The organism is Rhodoferax sp. (assembly GCF_012927445.1).
Lineage (GTDB): Bacteria > Pseudomonadota > Gammaproteobacteria > Burkholderiales > Burkholderiaceae_C > Rhodoferax.
Genome location: NZ_JABBPD010000004.1, coordinates 571211 through 594167, shown reverse-complemented (window position 1 = coordinate 594167; position 22957 = coordinate 571211). Strand labels below are relative to the sequence as shown.

At 60.3% G+C, this 22957-nt stretch carries 20 protein-coding genes, 1 tRNA gene and 1 pseudogene; 10 read left to right on the top strand and 12 right to left on the bottom strand.

Annotated features, from left to right (window positions below; translation table 11 throughout):
* Positions 1-21: 21 nt before the first annotated feature.
* The 6 genes and pseudogenes from HHJ17_RS08365 (at position 22) to HHJ17_RS08340 (ending at position 6284) form a co-directional block, all read left to right on the top strand.
* On the top strand, positions 22-1416 hold the full coding sequence (locus HHJ17_RS08365; protein ID WP_296501339.1) for a pitrilysin family protein: 1395 nt from the start codon (positions 22-24) through the stop codon (positions 1414-1416).
* 115 nt (positions 1417-1531) lie between these two features.
* Positions 1532-2146, top strand: coding sequence for a 16S rRNA (guanine(966)-N(2))-methyltransferase RsmD (rsmD, locus tag HHJ17_RS08360; RefSeq protein WP_296501341.1), 615 nt, complete (start codon positions 1532-1534; stop codon positions 2144-2146).
* A 93-nt stretch (positions 2147-2239) separates the two neighbouring features.
* Positions 2240-2740: a pantetheine-phosphate adenylyltransferase gene (gene coaD / locus HHJ17_RS08355; protein WP_296501343.1), complete on the top strand. Its 501-nt coding sequence runs from the start codon at positions 2240-2242 to the stop codon at positions 2738-2740.
* A 110-nt stretch (positions 2741-2850) separates the two neighbouring features.
* Positions 2851-3315, top strand: a complete 465-nt coding sequence (locus HHJ17_RS08350; RefSeq protein WP_296501345.1) for a universal stress protein — start codon at positions 2851-2853, stop codon at positions 3313-3315.
* A 26-nt stretch (positions 3316-3341) separates the two neighbouring features.
* Positions 3342-6002 (top strand): cation-translocating P-type ATPase, encoded by a 2661-nt coding sequence (locus tag HHJ17_RS08345; RefSeq protein WP_296501347.1) that lies wholly within the window; start codon positions 3342-3344, stop codon positions 6000-6002.
* Positions 5999-6284: pseudogene (locus tag HHJ17_RS08340) on the top strand (histidine phosphatase family protein). Before HHJ17_RS08345 ends, HHJ17_RS08340 begins: the two are co-directional and overlap by 4 nt.
* A gap of 39 nt (positions 6285-6323) precedes the next feature.
* Here the strand turns inward: HHJ17_RS08340 and HHJ17_RS08335 are convergent.
* On the bottom strand, positions 6324-8705 hold the full coding sequence (locus tag HHJ17_RS08335) for a DUF6600 domain-containing protein (protein WP_296505501.1): 2382 nt from the start codon (positions 8703-8705) through the stop codon (positions 6324-6326).
* Between the two features lie 326 nt (positions 8706-9031).
* Between HHJ17_RS08335 and HHJ17_RS08330 the strand changes: the two genes are divergently transcribed.
* Positions 9032-9301, top strand: a complete 270-nt coding sequence (locus tag HHJ17_RS08330) for a YfhL family 4Fe-4S dicluster ferredoxin (RefSeq protein ID WP_296501352.1) — start codon at positions 9032-9034, stop codon at positions 9299-9301.
* 24 nt (positions 9302-9325) lie between these two features.
* On the opposite strand, the gene HHJ17_RS08325 is transcribed toward HHJ17_RS08330, so the two are convergent.
* From HHJ17_RS08325 to HHJ17_RS08290, 8 genes are all read right to left on the bottom strand, one after another.
* Positions 9326-9754 carry a hypothetical protein gene (locus HHJ17_RS08325; RefSeq protein ID WP_296505499.1) on the bottom strand — a complete coding sequence of 143 codons (429 nt, stop codon included), beginning with the start codon at positions 9752-9754 and terminating at the stop codon, positions 9326-9328.
* Between the two features lie 39 nt (positions 9755-9793).
* A complete protein-coding gene (gene pth, locus HHJ17_RS08320; RefSeq protein WP_296505497.1) occupies positions 9794-10408 on the bottom strand; it encodes an aminoacyl-tRNA hydrolase in 615 nt (204 codons plus the stop codon).
* Between the two features lie 87 nt (positions 10409-10495).
* Positions 10496-11176: a 50S ribosomal protein L25/general stress protein Ctc gene (locus HHJ17_RS08315; RefSeq protein ID WP_296505495.1), complete on the bottom strand. Its 681-nt coding sequence runs from the start codon at positions 11174-11176 to the stop codon at positions 10496-10498.
* A gap of 99 nt (positions 11177-11275) precedes the next feature.
* Positions 11276-12253, bottom strand: coding sequence for a ribose-phosphate pyrophosphokinase (locus HHJ17_RS08310; RefSeq protein WP_296501361.1), 978 nt, complete (start codon positions 12251-12253; stop codon positions 11276-11278).
* 68 nt (positions 12254-12321) lie between these two features.
* Positions 12322-12398, bottom strand: a tRNA-Gln gene (locus HHJ17_RS08305).
* 14 nt (positions 12399-12412) lie between these two features.
* On the bottom strand, positions 12413-13276 hold the full coding sequence (ispE, locus tag HHJ17_RS08300) for a 4-(cytidine 5'-diphospho)-2-C-methyl-D-erythritol kinase (RefSeq protein ID WP_296505494.1): 864 nt from the start codon (positions 13274-13276) through the stop codon (positions 12413-12415).
* 58 nt (positions 13277-13334) lie between these two features.
* Positions 13335-13847 (bottom strand): lipoprotein insertase outer membrane protein LolB, encoded by a 513-nt coding sequence (locus tag HHJ17_RS08295; protein WP_296505492.1) that lies wholly within the window; start codon positions 13845-13847, stop codon positions 13335-13337.
* On the bottom strand, positions 13844-15475 hold the full coding sequence (locus tag HHJ17_RS08290) for a tetratricopeptide repeat protein (protein ID WP_296505490.1): 1632 nt from the start codon (positions 15473-15475) through the stop codon (positions 13844-13846). The genes HHJ17_RS08295 and HHJ17_RS08290 overlap by 4 nt, the downstream gene beginning before the upstream one ends.
* Before the next feature lie 143 nt (positions 15476-15618).
* On the opposite strand from HHJ17_RS08290, the gene mutM reads away from it, so the two are divergent.
* Genes mutM through mutY form a run of 3 tightly spaced genes read left to right on the top strand, consistent with a single transcriptional unit; the run spans position 15619 to position 19486 of the window.
* On the top strand, positions 15619-16434 hold the full coding sequence (gene mutM / locus HHJ17_RS08285; RefSeq protein ID WP_296505489.1) for a bifunctional DNA-formamidopyrimidine glycosylase/DNA-(apurinic or apyrimidinic site) lyase: 816 nt from the start codon (positions 15619-15621) through the stop codon (positions 16432-16434).
* Between the two features lie 49 nt (positions 16435-16483).
* A complete protein-coding gene (locus tag HHJ17_RS08280) occupies positions 16484-18445 on the top strand; it encodes a dynamin family protein (protein ID WP_296505487.1) in 1962 nt (653 codons plus the stop codon).
* A gap of 6 nt (positions 18446-18451) precedes the next feature.
* The gene (gene mutY / locus HHJ17_RS08275) at positions 18452-19486 is read left to right on the top strand and encodes an A/G-specific adenine glycosylase (protein WP_296501375.1); all 1035 of its coding nucleotides are present in this window, start codon (positions 18452-18454) and stop codon (positions 19484-19486) included.
* A gap of 17 nt (positions 19487-19503) precedes the next feature.
* Here the strand turns inward: mutY and rapZ are convergent, their stop codons facing one another.
* From rapZ to HHJ17_RS08260, 3 genes are read right to left on the bottom strand one after another with little or no spacing between them, the layout of a single operon-like run.
* The gene (gene rapZ, locus HHJ17_RS08270; protein ID WP_296501715.1) at positions 19504-20379 is read right to left on the bottom strand and encodes an RNase adapter RapZ; all 876 of its coding nucleotides are present in this window, start codon (positions 20377-20379) and stop codon (positions 19504-19506) included.
* 19 nt (positions 20380-20398) lie between these two features.
* Positions 20399-22048, bottom strand: coding sequence for a DNA repair protein RecN (recN, locus tag HHJ17_RS08265; protein ID WP_296501376.1), 1650 nt, complete (start codon positions 22046-22048; stop codon positions 20399-20401).
* Positions 22049-22050: 2 nt separating this feature from the next.
* On the bottom strand, positions 22051-22947 hold the full coding sequence (locus tag HHJ17_RS08260) for an NAD kinase (RefSeq protein WP_296501378.1): 897 nt from the start codon (positions 22945-22947) through the stop codon (positions 22051-22053).
* Positions 22948-22957 lie beyond the last annotated feature (10 nt).

Sequence of the window (22957 nt, the reverse complement as noted above, 5' to 3'; positions counted from 1 at the left end):
GCAAGCACTTTGATACACGCCATGATTACTCTTAAAAATATAGCTATCTACGCAGTATGGACGGGGGCTACAAGCCTATTTTGTATAAATTCTGCACTGGCAGGCCTTCCCATCGAGCACTGGACGCAAGCCTCGGGCGTGCAGGTCTATCTGGTGCAAAGCCCCGCCATCCCGATGGTCGACGTGCAGATTGACTTTGACGCCGGCAGTCGCCGTGATCCGGCCCAACAGGCCGGGCTGGCCAGCGTCACCGCCAGCATGACGTCGAAAGGCGTGTTGGCCAGTGACGCTAAAACTGGCGCTCGCCGTGAAGCCGCGCTGGATGAAAACGCCTTGAGCGAAGCCTGGGCCGATCTGGGCGCCTCGTTTGGCGGCGCTGCCAGTTCTGACCGCATGAGTTTTTCGCTGCGCTCGCTGACCTACCCGGACCTGTTGTCCAAAGCCACGCAACTGGCCGCCCGGCAACTGGGCGAGCCGGCCTTTCCGTCCGCCATCTGGCTGCGCGAGCGCGCCACCCTGAATGCGGCCCTGAAAGAGGCCAATACCCGGCCCGCCACCCTGACCGCGCGTGCCTTCAATCTGGCGGTTTACGGATCGCACCCTTATGGTTTTGAGATGACCGAAGCGACCCTGGCCCGCATCAGCGTGGTCGACATGAAGGCGGTGTACCGCACGCTGGTTTTGCCGTGTCGGGCCAAAGTGACGCTGGTGGGCGCCGTCAACCGGGCGCAGGCCGACGACCTGGTGACCCAGTTGTTTTCGCGTTTGTCGGCGACGACCAAGGCGGCTGGGGCCGCGACCAGTTGCCCGGCATTGCCTCCCGTGGCCGAGATCGCGCCACTGGACAAACCCGCCGAGCAACGCATCGCGTTCGACTCCGCGCAAGCCCATGTCTTGATCGGCCAGCCCGGCTTCAAGCGTGCTGACCCGGATTACTTTGCCCTCACAGTCGGCAACTACATTTTGGGCGGCGGCGGTTTTGTGTCGCGCCTGACAACGCAGGTGCGCGAAAAGCGCGGCTTGAGCTACAGCGTCTACAGCTACTTTGCCCCCGGCCTGCACGCCGGCGCCTTCACCCTGGGCCTGCAAACGCGGCCCGACCAGGCGGACAAGGCGGTGCAGGTGTCGCGTGACGTGGTGGCCGAGTTTGTGGCCAACGGCCCGCTGGAGGAGGAACTCAAAGCCGCCAAAGACAACCTGATCGGCGGCTTTGCCCTGCGCGTCGACAGCAACCGCAAGCTGCTCGACAACGTCGCCAACATCGCCTGGAACCAGTTGCCGCTGGACTACCTGGACACCTGGACACAGCAGGTAGAAAAAGTAAGTGCCGCCGACGTGAAAGCCGCGTTTGCGCGCAAGCTGCAGCCGGAGAAAATGGTGACGGTGGTGCTGGGCGGTGTGGCCGCTGGCAAGTGACCGAAGCAGCACTTTTCCGAGCGCTGGCTGCCTCTTGCTGATCCGACGGGCGAGACGCAATCGGGTTTCATTGGGATGTGCCAGGGCCACCGGCCTACTTCGTTAAGCTATACCAATGAAACAAAAGAAATCCGAACTCCCCCGCAAGCCCCGCGTCCCCGTTCATGCCGCCCCACAGAGCCATGAAGTCCGCATCATCGGCGGCCAATGGAAGCGCACCAAGCTGGCGGTGGCCGACAAGCCCGGCCTGCGCCCGACCCCTGATCGCGTGCGCGAGACCCTGTTCAACTGGCTGGGCCAGGACCTGACTGGCTGGCGTTGTATCGATGCCTTTGCCGGCACCGGTGTGCTCGGCTTTGAAGCCGCTTCGCGTGGTGCCAAAGAGGTGACGCTGGTCGAACAGGACACCGCCCTGGTGGTGCAGCTCAAGCGCATTCAGACGCAGCTGCAGGCCAGCGCGACGCAAATCGTGCGCGGCGACGGCGTGGCTGCGCTCAAACAGATCGATCCGGCCAGCATGGATGTGGTGTTTCTCGATCCGCCCTTTGACTCGGTGTTGTTTGAAGCGGCGCTGCAAGCGGCCGGCCGCGTGGTGGCACTGGATGGCTTTGTCTATCTGGAGGCACCGATCTTGTGGACGGATGAGCAGTTGCTGCCCGCCGGGCTGAAGGTGCATCGGTACCTGAAGGCCGGTGCCGTGCATGCCCATTTGCTCAAGCGCCTGGGTTAGGCGTTTGTTGGTGCGCTGCATAATGCAGCGTAGGCGAGCCCCGAGACAAAAAAGCCCCCGAGCTTTCCCCCTCAACTGACCCACAAACAAAAAATGGCCAATGACGTAATTGCTGTTTATCCCGGCACTTTTGACCCCATAACCCTCGGCCATGAAGATGTGGTGCGCAGGGCGACGCAGTTGTTTGACCGCGTCATCGTGGCGGTCGCCGCGGGGCATCATAAAAAAGCGATGTTTTCGCTGGAGGAGCGCATCGACATGGCCCGTGAGGCCAGTAAGGCTTATCCGCAGGTGCAAGTTGAGAGCTTTTCGGGCCTGTTGCGTGACTTTGTGGTGGCGCGCGGCGCCAAGGCGATGGTGCGCGGTTTGCGCGCCGTGACCGACTTTGACTACGAGTTCCAGCTCGCGGGCATGAACCGCAGCCTGATGCCCAACGTGGAAACCGTTTTTCTCACGCCCAGTGACAAATACCAGTTCATCTCCAGCACCTTCGTGCGCGAAATCGTCTCGCTGGGCGGTGAGGTGGATAAGTTTGTGTCGCCGTTGGTGAACCAGCGCTTGCTGGAAAAAGTACAGAGTCTGGCCCGGACCTAGCCTGATTGGGGTCCGCCAGAGACTGGCGTATATTGACCCAACTCAAGACGAGTCCCGCGCGGGTGATCTACGCTTGCAGGGTTCGTTCTAATATTTAAGTCGGAGAAAAAATGAAAATACTATTGCCCGTGGATGGTTCTGCTGTTTCGTTGGAGGCGGTTCGTTTTGCCATTCGCATGGCCCAGGCGGGTCTTGAGACCAGCTTTGTTTTGGCGAATGTGCAGGAACCCGCCACCTTGTATGAACTGGTGGTGGCGCACGATCCGGAAGTGATTGAGCAGGTGAGTGCCGCCGCTGGCGCCCACACCCTGCTGGCCGCCGAAGCCTTGGTGAAGGATGCCAATATTCCTTACGAAAGCGAAGTGGCCTCGGGTGACCCGGCACACACTCTCATTGACATCCTGGAGAACTACCAATGCGATCTGGTCATCATGGGGGCCAGCGGCATGAGCTCCCTGCGCAGCGCTTTGTTGGGTTCGGTCTCCAATGAAGTGCTGCACGCCGCTGGCGTGCCGGTGATGATCATCAAGTTGAGTGAGCCGTCCGAGCTGGATGCGCTTGATGCGGCGGAATGAACAACTGACCTGGCAGTAAACCCGGCATGGCGGAGGAATCACCCCAGGTTGCTTCCGATCATTGGCACCTGCGTGATGCCCATGAACTGGCGCGTCAGCACGGGGTAGACCCGGCGCATGGTCTGCTGGCGGACGAGGCCAGTCGCCGTGCCCAACAGCACGGCCCGAACGAAATCCAGGGGCGGCCGGGCCGTAGCTTGTGGGGTCAGTTCCTTGACCAGTTCAAGGATTTCATGGTGCTGGTGCTGATGGGTGCCGCCGTGATTTCGGGTGTCATCGGTGATCTGATCGATACGCTGGCGATCCTGGTGATCGTGCTGCTCAATGCGGCCATCGGTTTTGTGCAAGCCTGGCGGGCAGACAAAGCCATGGCGGCGCTGCAGCAGTTGGCCGCCACCCATGCCACGGTGCTGCGCGGCGGGCAGACGCTGGTGATTGCCGCCAGTGAACTGGTGCCCGGTGACATTGTGTTGCTGGAAGCCGGTAACCAGATCCCCGCAGATTTGCGGCTGATCGAGATTGCCCAACTCAAGGTGGACGAGTCGGCCCTCACCGGTGAGTCGGTCACGGTGGCCAAACACACCTCGACCTTGAGCGGCGTCGCGCATGCGCTGGGCGACCGGCTCAACATGGCTTTCAAGGGCACCACCGCCACCCACGGGCGCGGCCGCGGTCTGGTGGTCGCTACCGGCATGGCGACCGAGCTGGGCAAGGTGGCCGGGCTGCTGGACCGTGACACGGATCGAAGCACGCCACTGCAGTTGCGCCTGGCGGCTTTTGGCAAGCGGCTGGCGTTGGCGGTCATTGCCATTTGCGTCGTCATTTTTCTGGTCGGGGTACTGCGCGGCGAGGCGCCGGTGCTGATGATCCTGACCGCTGTGAGCCTGGCCGTGGCCGCCATTCCAGAAGCGCTGCCTGCCGTGGTGACGGTGCTGCTGGCGCTGGGCGCACGCCGCATGGTGTCGCTCAATGCGCTGATCCGACGCCTGCCGTCGGTCGAAACACTGGGCTCCGTCACCTTCATTTGTTCCGACAAGACCGGAACCCTGACGCAGAACCGCATGCACGCCGAACTGTTGCTGGCCGATGGGCAGGAATGGGTGCCGGGCAGTGGACTGGCGGGGCCCCTTCATCTGGAACTGCTGCGTGCGGCCGCCTTGTGCAATGACGCCAATCGCAACCGCGACGGGGTGTGGCAGGGCGACCCGACCGAAACCGCGCTCACGCAAGTGGCGCTGGAGGCCGGACTCGACAAGGCGGAACTTGAGCGGCAGTTTGAACGGGTACAGGAACTGCCGTTTGATTCGGAACGTAAGCGCATGAGCACCTTGCATCGGGTCGAAAACAGCTTCATTGCCTACACCAAGGGCGCACCCGAATCGGTGATTCCTTTGTGCAGTTCCCAATGGCGCGTGGACGGTTCCGTGCCGTTGCAGCCGGCGGCGCTGCTGGCCGCTGCCGAGGCCATGGCGGCGCAGGGCTTGCGGGTGCTGGCGCTGGCTTGTCGTACTCATGTGACGCTGCCCGCCCCTGGATCAGTCGAGGCGCTGGAGTCTGGTCTGAGCCTGATTGGGCTCATCGGATTGATTGACCCGCCACGTCTGGAGGCTGCCGTTGCGGTGCGCGACTGTCAAACAGCAGGCATTACGCCGGTGATGATCACGGGCGACCACCCGGCGACGGCGCTGGCGATTGCGCGGCGGCTGGGCATCGTGACGGATGGCGAGGCCGAGGTGCTGACGGGGCGGGAACTGGCGACGATGACTGAGTCCGCTCTGCGTGAGCGCGTGGCATCGGTACGGGTCTATGCCCGGGTCGATCCGGCGCAGAAGATTCGCATTGTTGAGGCCTTGCAGGCGCGCGGTGAGTTTGTCGCCATGACGGGTGACGGCGTGAATGACGCGCCTGCCCTTAAGCGGGCTGATATCGGCGTGGCCATGGGCCGCGGCGGTACCGACGTGGCACGCGAGGCGTCAAGCTTGGTCTTGCTCGACGACAACTTTGCCACCATCGTGGCGGCGGTACGGGAAGGCCGGCGCATTTACGACAACATCCGCAAGTTTGTCCGCTATGCGATGACCGGTAATTCGGGCGAGATCTGGACCATTTTTCTGGCCCCGATGCTGGGTTTGCCGATTCCGCTGTTGCCGATTCACATCTTGTGGGTCAACCTGGTGACCGATGGTCTGCCGGGGCTGGCGCTGGCGGCCGAGCCCGCCGAGCGCGGCATCATGCAGCGGCCCCCGCGTCCGCCGCAGGAAAGCCTGTTCGCCCACGGCCTATGGCAGCATATTTTGTGGGTCGGCTTGCTGATCGGCGGACTGTGCCTGCTGGTGCAGGCCTGGGCCTTGTCGACCGGTCACGCGCACTGGCAGACCATGGTGTTCACCGTGCTGACCTTGTCGCAGATGGCGCATGTGCTGGCGGTCCGTTCGGAAACCGAATCCTTGTGGCGTCTCGGCCTGGGCACCAACCGGCCGTTGCTGGGTGCCGTGCTGCTCACCTTTGTGCTGCAAATGGCGACGATTTATGTGCCGGTGCTGAACCCGATTTTCAAGACCGAGCCGCTGAGTCTGGCCGAGTTGTTGCTCTGCCTCGGGGCTTCCGCGGTCGTTTTTGTCGCCGTTGAGATTGAGAAAGTCTGGCTGCGCCGCAGGCGGCAGCGCCTTGCAGCATCGCGCCCATGACCGAACTCGTTCTTATCCGCCATGGCGAAACCGACTGGAACCGCGAGCTGCGCTTTCAGGGTCAGGTCGATGTGCCGCTCAATGCTGTCGGCCATGAACAGGCGCGGCGTCTGGCCCCTGGCGGGACCGCGCCAGAGCGCCATTCCCAATGCCGGTTTGAACCGGGTGCGCATCGAGGGTGATCGAATCGACATCCTGACTTGGGCCGATACGCAACATCTGGCCGGCTTGCCGGCGCAGCCAACTTACGATCAAACCCGGTTGGCCCCACTTGACGTGTGAACGCCCGATGGAGCCATCCTTTGGGGTGGCCGCTTTTGCTTAGCGTTTGGGGTCCTCATTGTCATTTTTGCCGTCCCCCGGCTTGCGGCCGTCTGGCTTCGGTTTTTGCACATGGTGTTCTGATTTGGGTGCCGCTTGGGCTGGTGGCGGCGGAGGCGCTTTGGGCGCTGCCACCGGCGGACGCGGCTCGGCGGGTCTGGCGGCTGCGGCCGGCTCGGGGTTCGCAGGGGGTGCCGAATGCCATGCGGGGGGGGCGGGCCGAGTCGCTGGCGCTGCCGGCGCCGCATTTTGCGGTGCTGCGTTCCACCTGGGTGGCACAGACGGCGGTTGTGCTGGCGTCGCCGCTGTCCATGGCGCTACTTTCGGTGCGACGGGCTTGGGCTCGGCAGGGTGAGGCGGCGGTGATGGGGGTACCGCGACCGGCCGATCGGGTTCGGCTTGTCTTGGCGCGGGGATCGGCGCGGGTTTGACTGCTTGCGGCGCGGCCGGTGCCGGTCGAACGGCTTGCGCGGGTGGGGCGATTCTGGACTGAGCAGACCATGGCGGTGGCCCTTGTGTTGCCGGCACTGACGGCGCGACTTGTGGCGGCATGGTCTTCGGTTCAGCCGCGCGTTGTGGCGGCGGCGGTGGCGCAACAGCCGGTGTGCGCGGTTCGCTACTGTCGCGCTGCTCCCACTTGCCGCGTGGCGCAGCGGCTGCCTGCGTTGCTGGCGGCGTGGTACGCCAGCTACTGGGCTGGGGCTGTACCGCCGCTTTGGACGGCGCCGGTGGCGCAACAGACGCCGCTGGCGCTGCGCTTGGCTTTTTCCAATCGGCCTGGTCGCGAGCCTCGCCTGGCTTGGCAGCCGGCGCCACGGGTGGCGGCCGTGCCGTCGGGATGGCCAGTTGTGCCGGGTCGAGCACTTTGACGCTGGGCGCCGCCGCTGCCACGGCTGGTTTCCATGGTTTGCGGGCAGCGTCGTCCCGTGGTTTGCCCGATTTTTCGCTCGGTGGCGTGGGTTGCGCCACATAGCCAGAGTGCACTGCCGGGGGGGCCGTGCGGGCGACCACTGATCGCTCAAACACGCGGGCTGGTGGCTTGCCACCCGGGTTGCTGGCCCAGCGGCTGCTTCGTTCGGTCGGTGCCAGCGGGGCGATCACGGCGACCGGTGCGCTGGCGACCACTTTTTGCGACACGCGAACCGCTGCCCTGGCCACCGGCTGTGACTGCACGAACGCGGTCCTCGGCACGGCGATGACGGCTCCGGGCACTTGCCGGTTGGCGTAGACCACATTGGTGACATTCGTCGTGTTGTAGGTGTTTTTGATAACGGTGTTGTTGATGACCGTGTTACTGCGGTTGACGTTCTCGAAGTAATGGCGACTTGCCGTGTAGGACGGTCGATAGACCTCGCGCGGCGCCAGCGGAAACCATGCGACGCCACCGACGTTGCCGCTGGAGATCGTCAACTGAAAGTTGTTGCCGCCCACGAACGCCACCAGGGCCGGGGCGTAGTAGGCCCGCGTGCGCACGGGGCCAGGGACCCAGCCCCACGTGCCGCCCATATTGGCCCAGCGGCCGTAATGGGAGACGGCGAAGCCCCAGGGGGCGTCATCCACCCAGGTCCAGCCCCAGGGGTCGACCCAGGCCCAATGGCCGTCACGGTAGGGCGCCCAGCCAGCCGCCACGCGATTCGGAACCCAGACGCTGCCGTAGGTCGCGTTTTCGCGCCAGGTGCCGTTCGCATCGAGGTCCTGATAGCCCACCACGTCCCGCGAAACATAACGGGCGGAGGCCGAGTTGTCATATCGGCGGTCTCGCTCAACCGCCCAGCGGTCGAATTCATCGGGGTTCGGCACCTCGAGATACTCGTAATCGCGCAAGTCGGTGCCTTTGAAGCGATACGGTTGCCGTGAATCGACGACGTAGGAGGCGCCTTCCCCGTACACCTCCCCCTGACCTTTGCGCACGATGATGTCCGAGGCATTGCCGTCTGGATCGACCACGATCCGGTATTCGCCGGGTTGTCGCAACGTGAAGGCGAAGTTGGGCGTGTCGACCTCGAACACCTGGTTGGGTTCCAGCCGGCGCACGCGGACATTCAAGGTGCCCTGGGTCAATTGCAACTGGGCGATCCGGTCGTCGAGACCAAGCACGGCGACACTGCTCCCGGCGCTCATGCGAATCATGGCGCCGCCCACCTGGATTTCCGCCCGAGCCCCCGCATCTGTCCAAAGGCGGTCGCCATTGGACAGCGGCCGATTGATCGGGGCTTGAACCCACTCGTTATCGCCCGCCGGTGAAAAACTGACTGCGCCGCTCGCGTAGCCCAATCGCGCCACGCGCGCTGGCGGGTCCGCATTTGCCCAGCCGCTAAAGAGCAAAAAAGCGGCGCCGGCGACGAAGGTAAGAGCCCGAAGGCGCAGGGTTTGGCTTGGCATGACGAATTCCTTCCGAAAAGATGGGTGGCGTCATTTCAATAAATCGGGTCGTCCCGCAATTGAATCTGGCACCAGCGTGCCGGCCGCAACCCTGTCGGTGGCGCCGGTTCGTTATGTACCTATAACGCGGCGCCGGCTCGTTTCGACATCACCTTTTACGTCCTGTTTCAAAGCGCTTGAACCAGCGGTGGAACGCGGCGACAGGACGGTGCCGCGCCATCGACCTGCTGGCAGCAGTGTGATTGGCCTGGTTTGTGCCAGAACGGGGATAATTCGCCCATGATGTTTAGTCTGACTCCTTTTAACAATCCAGCGGATGCCAAGCCATGGCTTTGATCATCACCGACGAGTGCATCAACTGCGATGTCTGTGAGCCGGAGTGCCCGAACGAGGCGATTTATCTGGGCCTGGAAATCTATGAGATAGACCCCCATAAATGCACCGAATGTGTCGGCCATTTTGACGAACCCCAGTGCGTGCAGGTGTGCCCGGTCGCGTGCATCCCCGTCAATCCGCAGTTTGTGGAAGACCGCGAAACCTTATGGCAGAAGTACCGGCGCCTGCAGCTGGAGACGAATAACTCGGCCGGTCATTGAGTCAGCTTGCGAGGCCAGCTTGCCTCAGGATTTGGTCGCGTCTTTTTTTGCCGTTATCTTTTTAGCGGCTTTCTTTTTCTCGCCAGGCGCCTGCGCCGTAAAGTAATCAGGCGCTTTCCTTTTTTTCTTCTTGGCTTGCGTTGTGCCGGCGGCGCTGGCATTCTCCATGTGCGCTGGCGGCACGGGTGACGCGTTGGCCGCGCTGTCTATTTTTTCCTGTTGCAGTCGCGCCTTCTCCATCGCATCAGCCGTGCGGGCCACGCGCCCTGTTACCAAGTCGGCCTGTGTTTTCTGTGCGGGTGTCCGGCTGTCCGTGGCGTCAATAACCCTGGCGCCGGGGCAGGGCACTTGGCTGTAGGCATCCCCGCATTTGTAAGTATTTTGAGCCGTAGCCCCCGTCGATAAAGCGCAAGAAGCTATTAAAAATATAGCATTCAAGGGGGTGCTTTGCATGGCGTTCTTTCTGTTCGATAGGGTTGGATCAGGCGGATGTTACAGCGGTGGATTTTCAGGACGCGGTGGCTTGGGCCTGGGCGGCTTGCTGGTGTGCACCAGCATGGTGGCTTTATCCATGTCGCCCGCCAGAAAGTGCGGCAGGGCCTTGAGCGCGCGGTCAATGCTCTGATCAATGGCAATCCGGTGGTCCAGCGAAGGTTTTTTCAGCACCCAGTTGATGACCTCGGATTTGACGCCCGGGTGACCCACGCCCAAGCGCAAGCGCCAGTAGTCGTCCGTGCCGAGTTGGGCGTGAATGTCACGCAAACCATTGTGTCCAGCGTGGCTGCCGCCGAGTTTGAGCTTGGCTTCGCCCGGGATGATGTCCAGTTCGTCGTGCGCGACCAGGATTTCCTGGGGCTGAATCTTGAAAAAACGCGCCAGTGCCGCGACCGACTTGCCGCACAGGTTCATGAAAGTTTGAGGTTCGAGCAGCCAGACCGTTTGCCCGTTCACCGTGGTTCTGCCCACCAGCCCGTGGTAGCTTTTATCCATCACGAGAGGAGTCTTGAGTTCACGCGCAAGCGCATCAATCCACCAGAATCCGGCGTTATGGCGGGTGGATTCGTATTCGGGGCCGGGATTACCAAGGCCAACAAAAAGTCTAATCATGAACAAATTATCAGGGTAAAAGCCGAAAACAAAATGGCCCACCGAAGTGGGCCATTAATGTGCAGAAAGCCGGTAACCTGGGAAAGATTACTTCTTCTTGGCTGCAGGTGCTTTAGCGGCAGGGGCTGCCTTGCCACCGGCGGCTGGCTTACCGCCGGCTGCAGGTGCAGCAGCTGCGCCAGCTTCAGCAGCAGGGAGTTCAGCGCCTGCAATCGCCACCACGGACACCAGGACCGGGTTTTTGTTGCCGCCGTGCGGAACAGCTGTCACGCCCTTAGGCAGGGTGATGTCGGCCAAGTGCAGTGAAGCACCCTTTTTCAGACCGCTCAAATCCACCGCGATGAATTCAGGCAAGTCGGCTGGCAGACACAGCACTTCAATTTCAGTGATCACGTGATTGGCAACACAGCCGTCGGTCTTGATCGCGGCTGAGTTTTCATCACCGCTGTAGTGCAAAGGCACCTTGGCGTGCAATCTGGTGGTGGCATCGACGCGTTGGAAGTCAATGTGCAGGATGAGTTGCTTGAATGGGTGCATTTGCACGTCACGCAACAAAACCTTGCTGTCTTTGCCGTCAATTTCCATGTCCAGAACGGTGGAATGGAAGGCTTCTTTTTTCAAGGCGTGCCAGAGAGCATTGTGATCAATTTCGATCTGCAATGCTTCAGCAGCGCCACCATAAACGATACCGGGCGTGCGGCCGGTGATGCGGAGACGGCGGCTCGCACCCGTGCCCTGCTTGGCGCGCTCAAAAGCGACGAATTTCATATGTAACTCCTGAAGGAGTCCACCGCGACCAGTGTGACTCCGATTTTAAAAAGGCTCACGGCACGTAATGATTCGTGCGTGAGCCCACTTTTGCCTGTATCAGAAAAGATTTTCCTGATCCGAGAACAAACTCATGACGGACTCGCCCTTGGCAATGCGCTGGATCGTTTCTGCGATCAGCGGTGCCACGGACAGTTGCCGAATTTTCTGGCAAGCCAAAGCGGCCTGGCTCAGGGGGATGGTATTGGTAACCACCACTTCATCAAGCGCACCGCCATTGGTGATGCGTTCAATGGCTGGACCCGAAAAAATAGGGTGCGTGCAATAGGCGTAAACCTTCTTGGCGCCGCGCTCTTTCAAAACCTCCGCGGCCTTGACCAGGGTGCCGGCGGTATCAATCATGTCATCCATGATGACGCAGTTGCGGCCTTCGATTTCACCGATGACGTGCATCACCTCGCTCACATTGGCTCTGGGCCGACGCTTGTCGATGATGGCGAGGTCGCAATGAAGCTGCTTGGCCAGTGCGCGGGCACGTACCACGCCACCCACATCGGGTGACACCACAATCAGGTCTTCGTAGTTTTTCTGGCGCAGATCACCCAGCAACACGGGGGATGCATAAATGTTGTCCACCGGAATATCAAAGAAGCCCTGAATCTGGTCGGCATGCAGGTCCATGGTCAGGACGCGGGCGACACCGACAGCCTGCAGCATGTTGGCCACCACTTTGGCGGTAATGGGGACGCGGCTTGAGCGCGGACGACGGTCTTGCCGGGCATAACCAAAATAAGGAATGACGGCACTGATGCGCTCGGCGGAAGCACGTTTGAGTGCATCCACCATGATGAGCAATTCCATCAGGTTTTCATTGGTCGGCGCGCAGGTGGATTGGACCACGAAGACGTCGCGGGCCCGTACGTTTTGATTGATTTCGACAGTCACTTCGCCATCGGAGAAGCGACCAACCGTTGCGGAACCCAGTCTGATACCCAAGTGGCTGGCGATTTCTGCGGCCATGCCAGGATTGGCATTGCCGGTAAAAACCATGAAATCAGGGGGTGGAGAAGCCTGCATGAGTGTCCCAGCTATTGAGTGACGTTTGCGCTTGTACGGCCAGTGCTTGGCACGTACAACAAAAAATTTGGCAGGGGAAGAAGGATTCGAACCTTCGCATGCTGGAATCAAAATCCAGTGCCTTAACCAACTTGGCGACTCCCCTACACGGGTCAGCAGCTATAAGCTGTCGACCGATAAACTTTCGCTGGATGCCCAGCCCATTAAGGGGTGAACATTCAAATTGTTACACAACCTGATTTGAAACGCGCTTGGAGCACTTTGCAAATCAATATCGGGCAACATTTGTGCAAACACAGCACTTCCAGAGCCTGTCATCCGGCCACTGAGTCCCTGTGAGGCAAGCCATTCTAAAGCTTGATTAACACCAGGACACAGTCTTTGGGCAACACTCTGCAAGTCGTTCCGGCCAAAGCCGAATATATCTGCAGCGAAGCCTGAAATTATAGCAGTTTCACTGTCCCTTTTTAGAGATGGATCCGAGAAAATCAATCTTGTGTCTAATCCGTCGATTGGTTTAACCACCAAAAACCTGCTTGGGGGCAAGGAAATCGGGGTCATTTTTTCCCCGATACCTTCGACCCAAGCATTGTGTCCGCTCAGAAAAAATGGCACGTCGGCACCCAGCGCAAGTCCGATTTGGGTGAGTTTTTCCAATGAAAATTTGAGTTGCCACAGACGATTCAGGGCCAGCAGGGTCGAGGCGGCGTCGGAGGAGCCTCCGCCCATTCCGGCTTGTGCCGGGATACGTTTTTCAATGCCGATGTGCGCACCAAGCGGGCTGCTGCTGGCGGCTTGCAGGGCGCGTGCGGCACGCACGATCAGGTCATCCGCAGGCAAAGGCGTACAGAGGTCTTCGCGACTGATTTCTCCATCTGGGCGAAGGTCGAAATGCAGCGTGTCGCACCAGTCAATCAGCATGAAGACGGATTGCAGCAGGTGATACCCATCGCTTCTTCGGCCCGTGATGTGCAGAAACAGATTGAGTTTGGCCGGGGCGCAAACGTCGTAGAGAGACTTCATAGGTTGTGAGTTTGTGGGGTAGACCGTTGGCGCTGCCCCCAGCTAATGTGCGTGTGTTCTATTTTTCCAGCACCAGTCGCAACTCCGCCAGGGGGGCCGGTTGCGTGCGACGAGCCGTGATTCGGCCATTGGCATGATCCGACAAGTCGGCGCTCCAGCCCGCGACCGCCATGTTGTCACCCGCCAGCCATGCGAAGAGCGCCACCACGGGTATCTCGGTGCCGACCGCCTGCTTGATCAAGGCGTCGAGGGACTCAAAATGGCGGACATCGCCATTCGAGCGCATGACGGCCGTTTGGGGCGACCAGGAAAGGGCGGCGGCTGTATTACCCAGCGGCGTATACAGCGTCAGTTCGCCGGCCTGTGCGTTGCCGGTCAGCTCAAATCCGGCAGAAAAGGCTTGGGGCTGAGTCTGGGGCTGCTCAGACTCGACCCGGACGGCCAGACGCCCGCGCCACAGCGAAACCTCAGACTCGTTTGAGACGATAGCCCTTGTCGGTGCTGCGCAACCTGCTATAAAAATAGTAGCAAAAATGATGATCGAACAAGCGACCTTCCCTAGCCGGCTCACAGCTTCACACGCAGTCGTTTGAGTGTTTCCAGCAAGGCCTCGTTTTCAGCATTGAGTTGCAGGCCTTCTTTCCAGGTGCTCACCGCTTGATCTCGCAGTCCCATGGTCCATAAGACCTCCCCCAGATGCGCCGCAATGTCTGCATCCGGTTTGGCTTTGAAAGCCTCTTGCAGAATGCGCACAGCCTCGGCCAGATTGCCGCTTCTAAATTCAACCCAGCCCAAGCTGTCGGTAATGAACGGGTCACCCGGTGCATATTCCAGCGCTTTCAAAATAAGCTGTTTGGCCTCGGGTAAACGGGTGTTGCGTTCGGCCAGCGAGTAGCCCAGCGCGTTGTAAGCATGTTGATAGTCAGGTTTGCTCTCGATGACACGGCGCAGCAGGCGTTCCATTTCTTCCAGATTGCCCAATTTTTCGGCCACCATGGCCATGTCGTAAACAAAATCAAAATCGGTGGGGTTGCGCGAGGTGACATCCGCGAGAAGGTCGTAGGCGCCTTTGTACTGTTTGCTGTCGCGCAGCAGTTGAACTTCAGCGGCGATTTTCAGCCGGGCGTCTGCTGCTGACTTCTCGGGCTGGCTGCGGATTAATGCAAGGGCTTCCTCGAGCTTGCCCTGTCGCGCCAGAATGGCGGCTCGCCGCAGTTGGGCGTTGAGCAGGTCGTCGGCACTGTCAATGCGCTTGAGCCAGGCGTCGGCTTGTTTGAAGTCTTTCTTTTGCTCGGCAATTTGGGCCAGCGAAAGGTAGGCCTGCACCAGGCCACGGCCCATTTCCGGACGAGGTGTCTCCGTGCGCTTGGCCTGCGCCAGGTCCACGTAACGTTTAAGGGACCGCTCGGCCACCGATGCTTTGCCGTCCTGCAATTCAAGGACGCCCAGGATCAGCCAGGCATCGGCATAGTCCGGTTTTTCCGCCGTGAGGATCTGCAATTGGCCGACCGCTTCGGCGTAGCGCTGTGCGTCCAGCAAGGCGCGGATGTATTCCATGCGCACTTCGGGTTGCGCTTGTTCGTCCAGGTACTTTTTCACAATGACTTCGGCTTGGGGCGCCTTCGGGCTCATCATGGACAAGGCCAGCAGGGCGGGGAGATCCGATTGGGCGTCGATGGCCTGAGCCTTGCGGGCCGCCTCCACCGCGCCGTTGATATCGCCCGCATCAAATCGCATGCGCCCGATCACGGTCCAGGCAGCAACGCCGACGCCAGGCGCTGTCAGGTAGCCCGTCAGCGCCTGCTCAACCGTGGTGGCGGCCAGCTTTTTGTCGCTGGCACGGGAAAAATAGCGCGGAATGGTCATGATGGCCGCCACGCGGTCTTTGGGGTCGGTTGTCGCTATCTCGCGTTTGAGCGGCTCCAGGGCTTCGCCAATTCGGTTCAGTCCGATCAAGATCTGCAGCACATAGCGATTGGCTTCTTTTGATTTAGGCAGGGCTTGTTTCCAGGCCCGGGCTGCCAGCAGGGCCGATTCGCCTGAGCGCGCCTGTAGTGCAATATCAACGGCACGCTGGTACAGCTTGGTGTCATTCGTTTTTCGCGCCGCATCAAGAATCAGCGAGTAGCCAGCGCCGGGTTCCCCTTCGCGGGCATTGAGCTCGCCCAGCAAGAGCTGATAAAAAAGCTCACTGTCCATCGCTGAACTGATGGGCTCAGTCGGTTTGCGGTTGAGGGTTTGAGCGTTCGCGGTTAGCGCGCAAACAAACAGGAAAAGGAGTGAAAAACGGTTGAAACGCAACATCAGACCATAATAATCCATGTCTGCTCAATTTTTTTGTCATGCCTGAATTACCCGAAGTTGAAGTGACGCGCTTGAGTTTTGCCGACGCCATCGCAGGCGCGAAAGTGCTGTCCGTCTGCTTGGGCAAAGCCTTGCGATGGCCGTTGGGTTGCGCTACGACTCAATTAGTCGGACGAACGGTGCTGGCCGTGCGCCGACGTGGCAAATATTTGCTGATTGATCTTGATCACGGCTTGCTGCTGCTGCATTTGGGCATGTCCGGGAGTGTGAGGTTTGCCAAGCAGTTGCCGCCGGCGGGCGTCCATGACCATTTCGAAATGCTGACCACCCACGGCATACTGCGGCTCAATGACCCCCGCCGATTTGGGGCGGTGGTCTATGCCGACAGTGAGGACGCCCCCGAGGCCCGCAAGCTGCTGGGGAAGCTCGGCATGGAGCCCTTGTCCGATGATTTTGAGGTCAAGCAGTTCTACGCTGGCCTGAAGCGGCGCAAAGCAGCAATCAAACAAGTGTTGCTGGCGGGTGATGTGGTGGTGGGCGTGGGGAATATTTACGCCTCCGAGGCGCTATTTTTGGCCGGTATCCGGCCGACTTTGAGTGCGGCGCGCTTAACCCGACCGCGCGTCGCCAAGCTTCACGCGGCGATCCAGGATGTGCTCCAACGCGCGGTGGCCAAGGGCGGCAGCACCCTGCGGGATTTCTCCAGTGCCAGCGGTGAGAATGGCTATTTCCAGTTGGATGCGATGGTCTACGGACGGGAAGGGCAGGCCTGTCGGGTGTGTGGCACACCCATCAAGTCTTTGCGGCAAGGTCAGCGGTCGACTTTTTACTGTCCCAATTGTCAGAAAGCTTGAGCATCACAACGATGTGTGGTGCTATATTGAACCAATAAGCGGAGGATATTTGGGTACTTCATTCAACGAACAGTTTGACCAACACGGTACGTGGCGGCGTGAGTTTGCCCTTCGGCTGAAGTTACTGGCCGAGTGGATGAAAGACCACGAACTGCTGGATGCCGCCGTGGAGGAGCGCCTGCAACGACTGGAAGCCCGGGTGCGCGCCGACAAAGTCATGGTGGCTTTTGTGGCGGAATTTTCCCGCGGGAAATCCGAGTTGATCAACGCTATTTTCTTTGCCGGATATGGTCGTCGCATCATGCCCGCCAGCGCCGGGCGAACGACCATGTGCCCGACCGAGATGGGCTATGACGCAGACGTACCGCCTTGTCTGCGCCTCTTGCCCATTGAAACGCGCCTGCATCCCCAGTCGCTGATGGAGTGGCGCATGGTGCCTGAAAAATGGACCCGCATTGATCTGGATGTGAATGATCCCAAGCAGTTGTCTGCTGCGCTTGAAAAGGTGGCTGAAACCCGCCGCGTGACGCAGGACGATGCGAGGTCACTTGGCTTCTGGCAGCTTGAAGCGCCGGAAGACAACCCGATGGTCGACGCCCAAGGCCTGGTCGAAGTCCCCCGGTGGCGGCATGCACTGATCAATATTGCGCATCCGCTGTTGAAGCAGGGACTGGTGATTCTGGACACCCCTGGGCTGAACGCCATTGGTGCCGAGCCGGAACTCACGGTCAGCCTGATTCCGCAAGCGCATGCCATCGTTTTTCTCTTGGGTGCCGACACCGGGGTGACCAAATCGGATCTTTCGATTTGGCGCGAGCATCTGGTCAATGATTCGAACGATATAAGTACCAGACTGGTGGTGCTCAACAAGATTGATACCTTGTGGGATGCCCTGAGTTCCCCGGCGCAGGTTCAGGCGCAAATTGAGCGCCAACGGGCCTCCACCGCCGAAATTTTGGGCATTCCCGTGCAACAGGTCATTCCGGTGTCTGCGCAAAAGGGGCTGGTTGCCAAGGTGACAGACGATGCAGCCCTGCTGGAACTCAGTTGCTTGCCTGCGCTTGAAGAGGCCTTGAGCCAGGGCATCATGGGGCAGCGGCAAAAAATGCTGGGGGCGGCCGTCTTCAGTGGCATTTCAGAGTTGCGCACCGAGGCGGGACGGGTCATCAATATTCGTCGATGTGATCTGACGGAGCAGATGCTGGAACTCAAGGGGCTTCAAGGCAAAAATTCGCCGGTGATCAAGAGCATGCGCTCCCGGATTTCGCAAGAGCAGACCGAATTTGATCTGGGTGGGGCAAAAATTCACGCCGTGCGCTCGGTCCACCTGAAGCTGCTGCGTGAGGTGTTCAGCCTGCTGGGGCCAACTGCGCTCAAAAAAGAAATGGCACAACTCACGGCGGTCTTGCAGCAAAAAGGCCTCAAGCTGGGCGTCAAGCGCGCCTATGGCGACACCTTTGAGCAGCTGCGCGCGAGTCTGCGCAAGGTGCAAGCCATCAGTGAGGAGATTCAATCCATGCTGGCGGCAACGTTCCGGCAATTGAATGCCGAGCACGGCTTTTCGTTGCAGGCTCCGACCGAACCTTCTCTGGCCGGATACCGGCACGATCTTGATCTGGTGGAGCGCAGCCATTTACAGTACCTGGGCATTGGCAACGCCTTCCGGCTGGCGCAACCCGAGTTTGCGGATCGACTGGTGCGGGCACTTTCCACCCGTCTTCGCGCCATCCACGAAGCGGCATTGGCCGATATTGAGTTGTGGAGTAAATCGGCCGCCGCCCAGCTGGATGCGCAGTTGCGGGAGCGCCGCCGAAACTTCGCTCGCCGCCTGGAAGCCATTGACCGCATACAACAGGCGTCCGGTGGACTGGACGACCGAATTAGTGAAATTCAAGCCCGGGGAGACGCCTTGCAGCAATTGGAGGCCAAATTGTCAGAGCTGACTGACTATTTGATCAACGCGACGGACCGGGTGCGTCCCGAGACGACCCGCGCACTTGAGCGGGTCTAACCTACCGTGCAGATAGATTTGGCCGTCCAGGTCGTGACTTGGCAGAAAACGCATGGGCGCAACGATTTGCCGTGGCAGAACACGCGCGATCCCTACCGCGTCTGGCTGTCCGAAGTCATGCTGCAGCAGACACAGGTGGCGACCGTGCTGGATTATTTTCCTCGCTTTCTGGCTCGCTTTCCTGATGTGGCTGCGCTGGCGGCGGCCCCGCTGGATGACGTGTTGGGCTTGTGGAGTGGTCTGGGGTACTACAGCCGCGCCCGCAACCTGCATTTGTGCGCCGTTGCGGTGATGGGTTTACACGGTGGCGTTTTTCCGCAGTCAGCTGAACAACTTCAAACATTGCCGGGCATCGGGCGCTCCACAGCGGCGGCGATTGCCTCCCTGTGCTTTGCTGAGCGGGTTGCCATTCTGGATGGCAATGTCAAACGCGTGCTGACCCGCGTGTTGGGCTTTGATGCCGATCTGTCCAGCGCGGCCAACGAGCGGCTGTTGTGGGAAGAAGCTTCAAAATTGCTGCCGGTGCATGATCTGTTGCATGCCATGCCGCGTTATACGCAGGGCGTGATGGATTTGGGCGCCACGGTTTGCACCACTAAAAAGCCTGATTGCAGAGTTTGCCCGCTCGCTCAGTCCTGTGTGGCACGGGAGCAGGGGCAGCCCGAAAAATACCCCGTGAAGACACGCAAACTCAAACGCAGCGCGCAGTCGATCTGGTTGCTGTGGGCGCAGACTGGCGATGCTTCCGTGTGGCTGAGCAAGCGGCCGACTCCGGGCGTCTGGGCGGGGCTCTATTGCTTTCCCTTGTTTGACAACCGCGAGGCGCTGGAACTTGCTGTGCCTGCTCGCTACCGTTCGGCGCTGCAAGACGGGTCTGTTTTTACCCATGTCTTGACCCACAAAGACCTGCATCTGCACCCGGTTCAGGTGCAATTACCACCTTCTGCCATCGGGTCGTCAGAGGGCGCCTGGCTCGCCGCTGATGAGTGGCCTCGCTTGGGCCTACCGGCGCCCGTCAGAAAGTTGCTAGCGCAGGAATAAGCGGGTTAGGAGCCTGATCAGCGGGTTTCCAGTTCCCGGTGGCGCTTCAGCGTGACCCACTTGTCCTCAAACAACTTCACCAGTTGTTCCACCAGGTAGACCGATCGGTGTTGCCCGCCAGTGCAGCCAATGGCCACCGTGACATAGCTGCGGTGATCGCGCGCCAACCCGTCAAGCCAGTAAGTCAGAAACTTCTGGATGTGTTCAAGCATTTGCGCCACATCGGCCTGCTCACGCAGGAAGGCCGCGACCGGCTCATCCTGCCCCGTCAACGGACGCAGTTCAGGCTCATAGTGCGGGTTGGGCAACATGCGGACATCAAATACATAGTCGGCGTCGCCTGGCACCCCGCGCTTGAAGGCAAACGACTCGAATACCAGCGTCAGTTGCTCGCCGGGAGTGGTAATCAGTGATTTGACATAGCCCTGCAACTGCGAGGGCCGAATGATGCTGGTGTCGATGACATGGGCGTTTTCCCGCAGATCAGCCAGCAGCTCACGTTCCAGTTCAATGGCATCCACCAGCGCACGTCGCTGGTCCTGGGCCGAATGTACGGAGGCAGCTTGCGACAGCGGGTGCTTGCGCCGGGTTTCAGAATAGCGGCGTACCAGCGTTCCGGTGGTGGCATCCAGAAACAGGGACTTCACCATGATGCCCTGTGTTTTCAGGACCGCGAGCTGCTCGGGCAGCAGGGGCAGTGACGTTGCGGTGCGAACATCCATCGCAATCGCTACCCGCGTGGCTTTATGCTCTTTTTCCAGTGCCACAAAGGGCACCAGCAATTCCGGCGGCAGGTTGTCGACGCAGAAAAAGCCGGCATCCTCCAGCGCATGCAATGCCACCGACTTGCCGGAGCCCGACATGCCTGTGATGAGAACGATCTGCAAATTCAGGGGTCCGGTTTTCATCGCATTACTCCCTCGCTTGCAGCATTTCCTTGGCGTGCGCCAGCGTGGTGCCCAAGAGGCGCTCGCCACCCAGCATGCGCGCCACTTCTGCCACCCGTTGTTCGCCCTGCACCGCGTTCACGGAGCTCACCGTCGACTTGCCTTGCAGCTGTTTCGCAACCACCAAATGGTGATCTGCACAGGCGGCTACTTGCGGCAGGTGGGTGACGGCGAGGACCTGCCGGTCAACGCCCAATTGCTTCATGAGGCGGCCCACGGTCTCGGCCACCGCGCCACCCACGCCGGAGTCGACTTCGTCAAAAATCAGCGTCTGCGCGGTACCGAGCTGGCTGGTCGTGACTGCGATGGCCAGTGCCATGCGGGACAGCTCGCCGCCCGATGCCACCTTGTTGACAGGCCGGGGGGTGCTGCCGGCATGCCCGGCCACCAGAAAGCTGACCTCTTCCAGGCCACTTTGCATCGGTTGCGCTGACTTTTGCAGCGCAACCTCGAATTGGCCGCCTTGCATGCCCAGACCCTGCATGGCCTGGGTGATGGCTTTGCCCAGAAGTGGTGCCGCTTTGGCGCGCGCCTTCGAAAGCCGCTTGGCCTCCAGCATGTAGGCGTCCAGCGCGGCGGTCTGGGCTGCTTCCAGTCCTGCCAAATCAGCCGCCGCATCGAGATCTGCCAGTTCCTGCCTCCAGGCTGTCAACAAACCGGGCAATTCCGCAGGCGCTCGTTTGTAGCGTCGGGCCAGAGATAACCACAAGGCCATGCGCCCATCAAGTTCACCCAGGCGCTGTGGATCAAGTTCGGTCTTGCGCAGGTAGGCCCTCAGTGAATGAGCCGTGTCCTCCACCTGGGCCAGACTGGATGCTAAAACCTCGGTTAGCCCTCTGAAATAGGGTTCCAGGTGCTCTTGTTGTTGTAGCATTTGGCAGGCGTTGTGCAGCGTGCCCAGCGCACCGCCGTCTTCGTTGTCCAGGGTCTGAACGGCGCCTTGTGCCGCATCCAGCAGGGCTTGCGCGTTGGACAGGCGGCCGTGTTCGGTGTTGAGTTCATTCCACTCGTCGGGCTGCGGCGCCAGTTTGTCAACTTCACCAATCTGCCATGCCAGGCGTTCACGCTCACGCAGCCGTGATTCTTGGGCGGCGTGGGCTTGCGTCAGGTCGTGTTGCGCTTGCCGCCAGCGTTGCCAAAGTAGAGCCAGTGCGGCGGACGAGACTCGAGCGTAGGCATCCAGCAGGCCCCGGACTGCATCCGGGCGGGTCAAGCTTTGCCAGGCGTGTTGCCCATGAATATCCAGCAGTTGCTCGCCGATCTCGCGCAGTTGGGTGGCCGTGGCCGGGCTGCCGTTGATCCAGCCGCGGCTCTTGCCCTGGGTGTCTACCGTACGACGCAACAGGAGGCTGTCGCCGGTGTCAAATCCGGCTGCATCCAGCCAGACGGTCAAAGCTTCCGTGGCATCGAACTCGGCGCTGACATCGGTGCGATGGCTGCCTTCACGGATCACGCCGACATCAGCCCGACCGCCGGTGACCAGTTGCAGCGCATCAATCAGGATCGATTTACCGGCCCCCGTTTCGCCTGTGAGGACGGTGAAGCCGCTGGCAAGATCAAGATCAAGCTCGCTCACGATAACGAAATCGCGCAAGACAATACGTTTTAAGCTCACGGTCAGGCTACTCCTTCATTCCAATGTAATTTCTGGCGCAATGTGTCAAAGTAGGACCAGCCTTTGGGGTGTAAAAACCGGACGTGATGCTTCGAGCGCGTCACCACGATGCGGTCACCGTGCAGCAGCGACGCCAGCGATTGCATGTCGAAACTGGCGCTGGCGTCCCGTCCTGCTACTATTTCAATAGCAATCTCCGAAACATTGGCGAGGACAATGGGCCTGTTTGACAAAGTATGTGGCGCAATGGGCACCAGCACCCAGCCTGGAATGGACGGGTGCAGCAGCGGCCCCCCAGCCGACAAAGAATAAGCGGTCGAGCCGGTGGGCGTGGCAATGATCAAGCCATCGGCCCGCTGGTTCGCCACAAAATGGCCATCCACCTCCACGCGCAACTCCACCATGCCCGAGGTGGCGGCACGATTCACCACCACATCGTTCATGGCCAACGCGTCAAAGACACATTGGCCATCGCGCATGACCCGGGCATGCATCAGGCTGCGATGGTCTTCTTCATACTCGCCCCGCAGCATGGGTGCCAGCGTGGACGTGAAGCTGTCAAACGGAATGTCGGTGATGAACCCCAGCCGACCTTGGTTGATGCCGATCAATGGCACGCCAAAGTGGGCCAACTGGCGGCCAATGCCCAGCATGGTGCCATCGCCGCCAACCACCAGGCCCAGATCACATCGCACGCCAATCTCGGGAACAGTCAAGACCGGATAACCGGAAATGCCCATGTTTTGCGCCGTGTCATGCTCCAAAACCACCTCACAACCCTGGGCATGTAAAAAATGGGCAATGTCTTCCAGCGCACTGCGTGAGAGCGCCCCTGAAGCACCCGACGCGACCGTCTGGTATTTACCTATTAACGCAACCTGCCGAAATTTCGATTTCATCGACAAATTA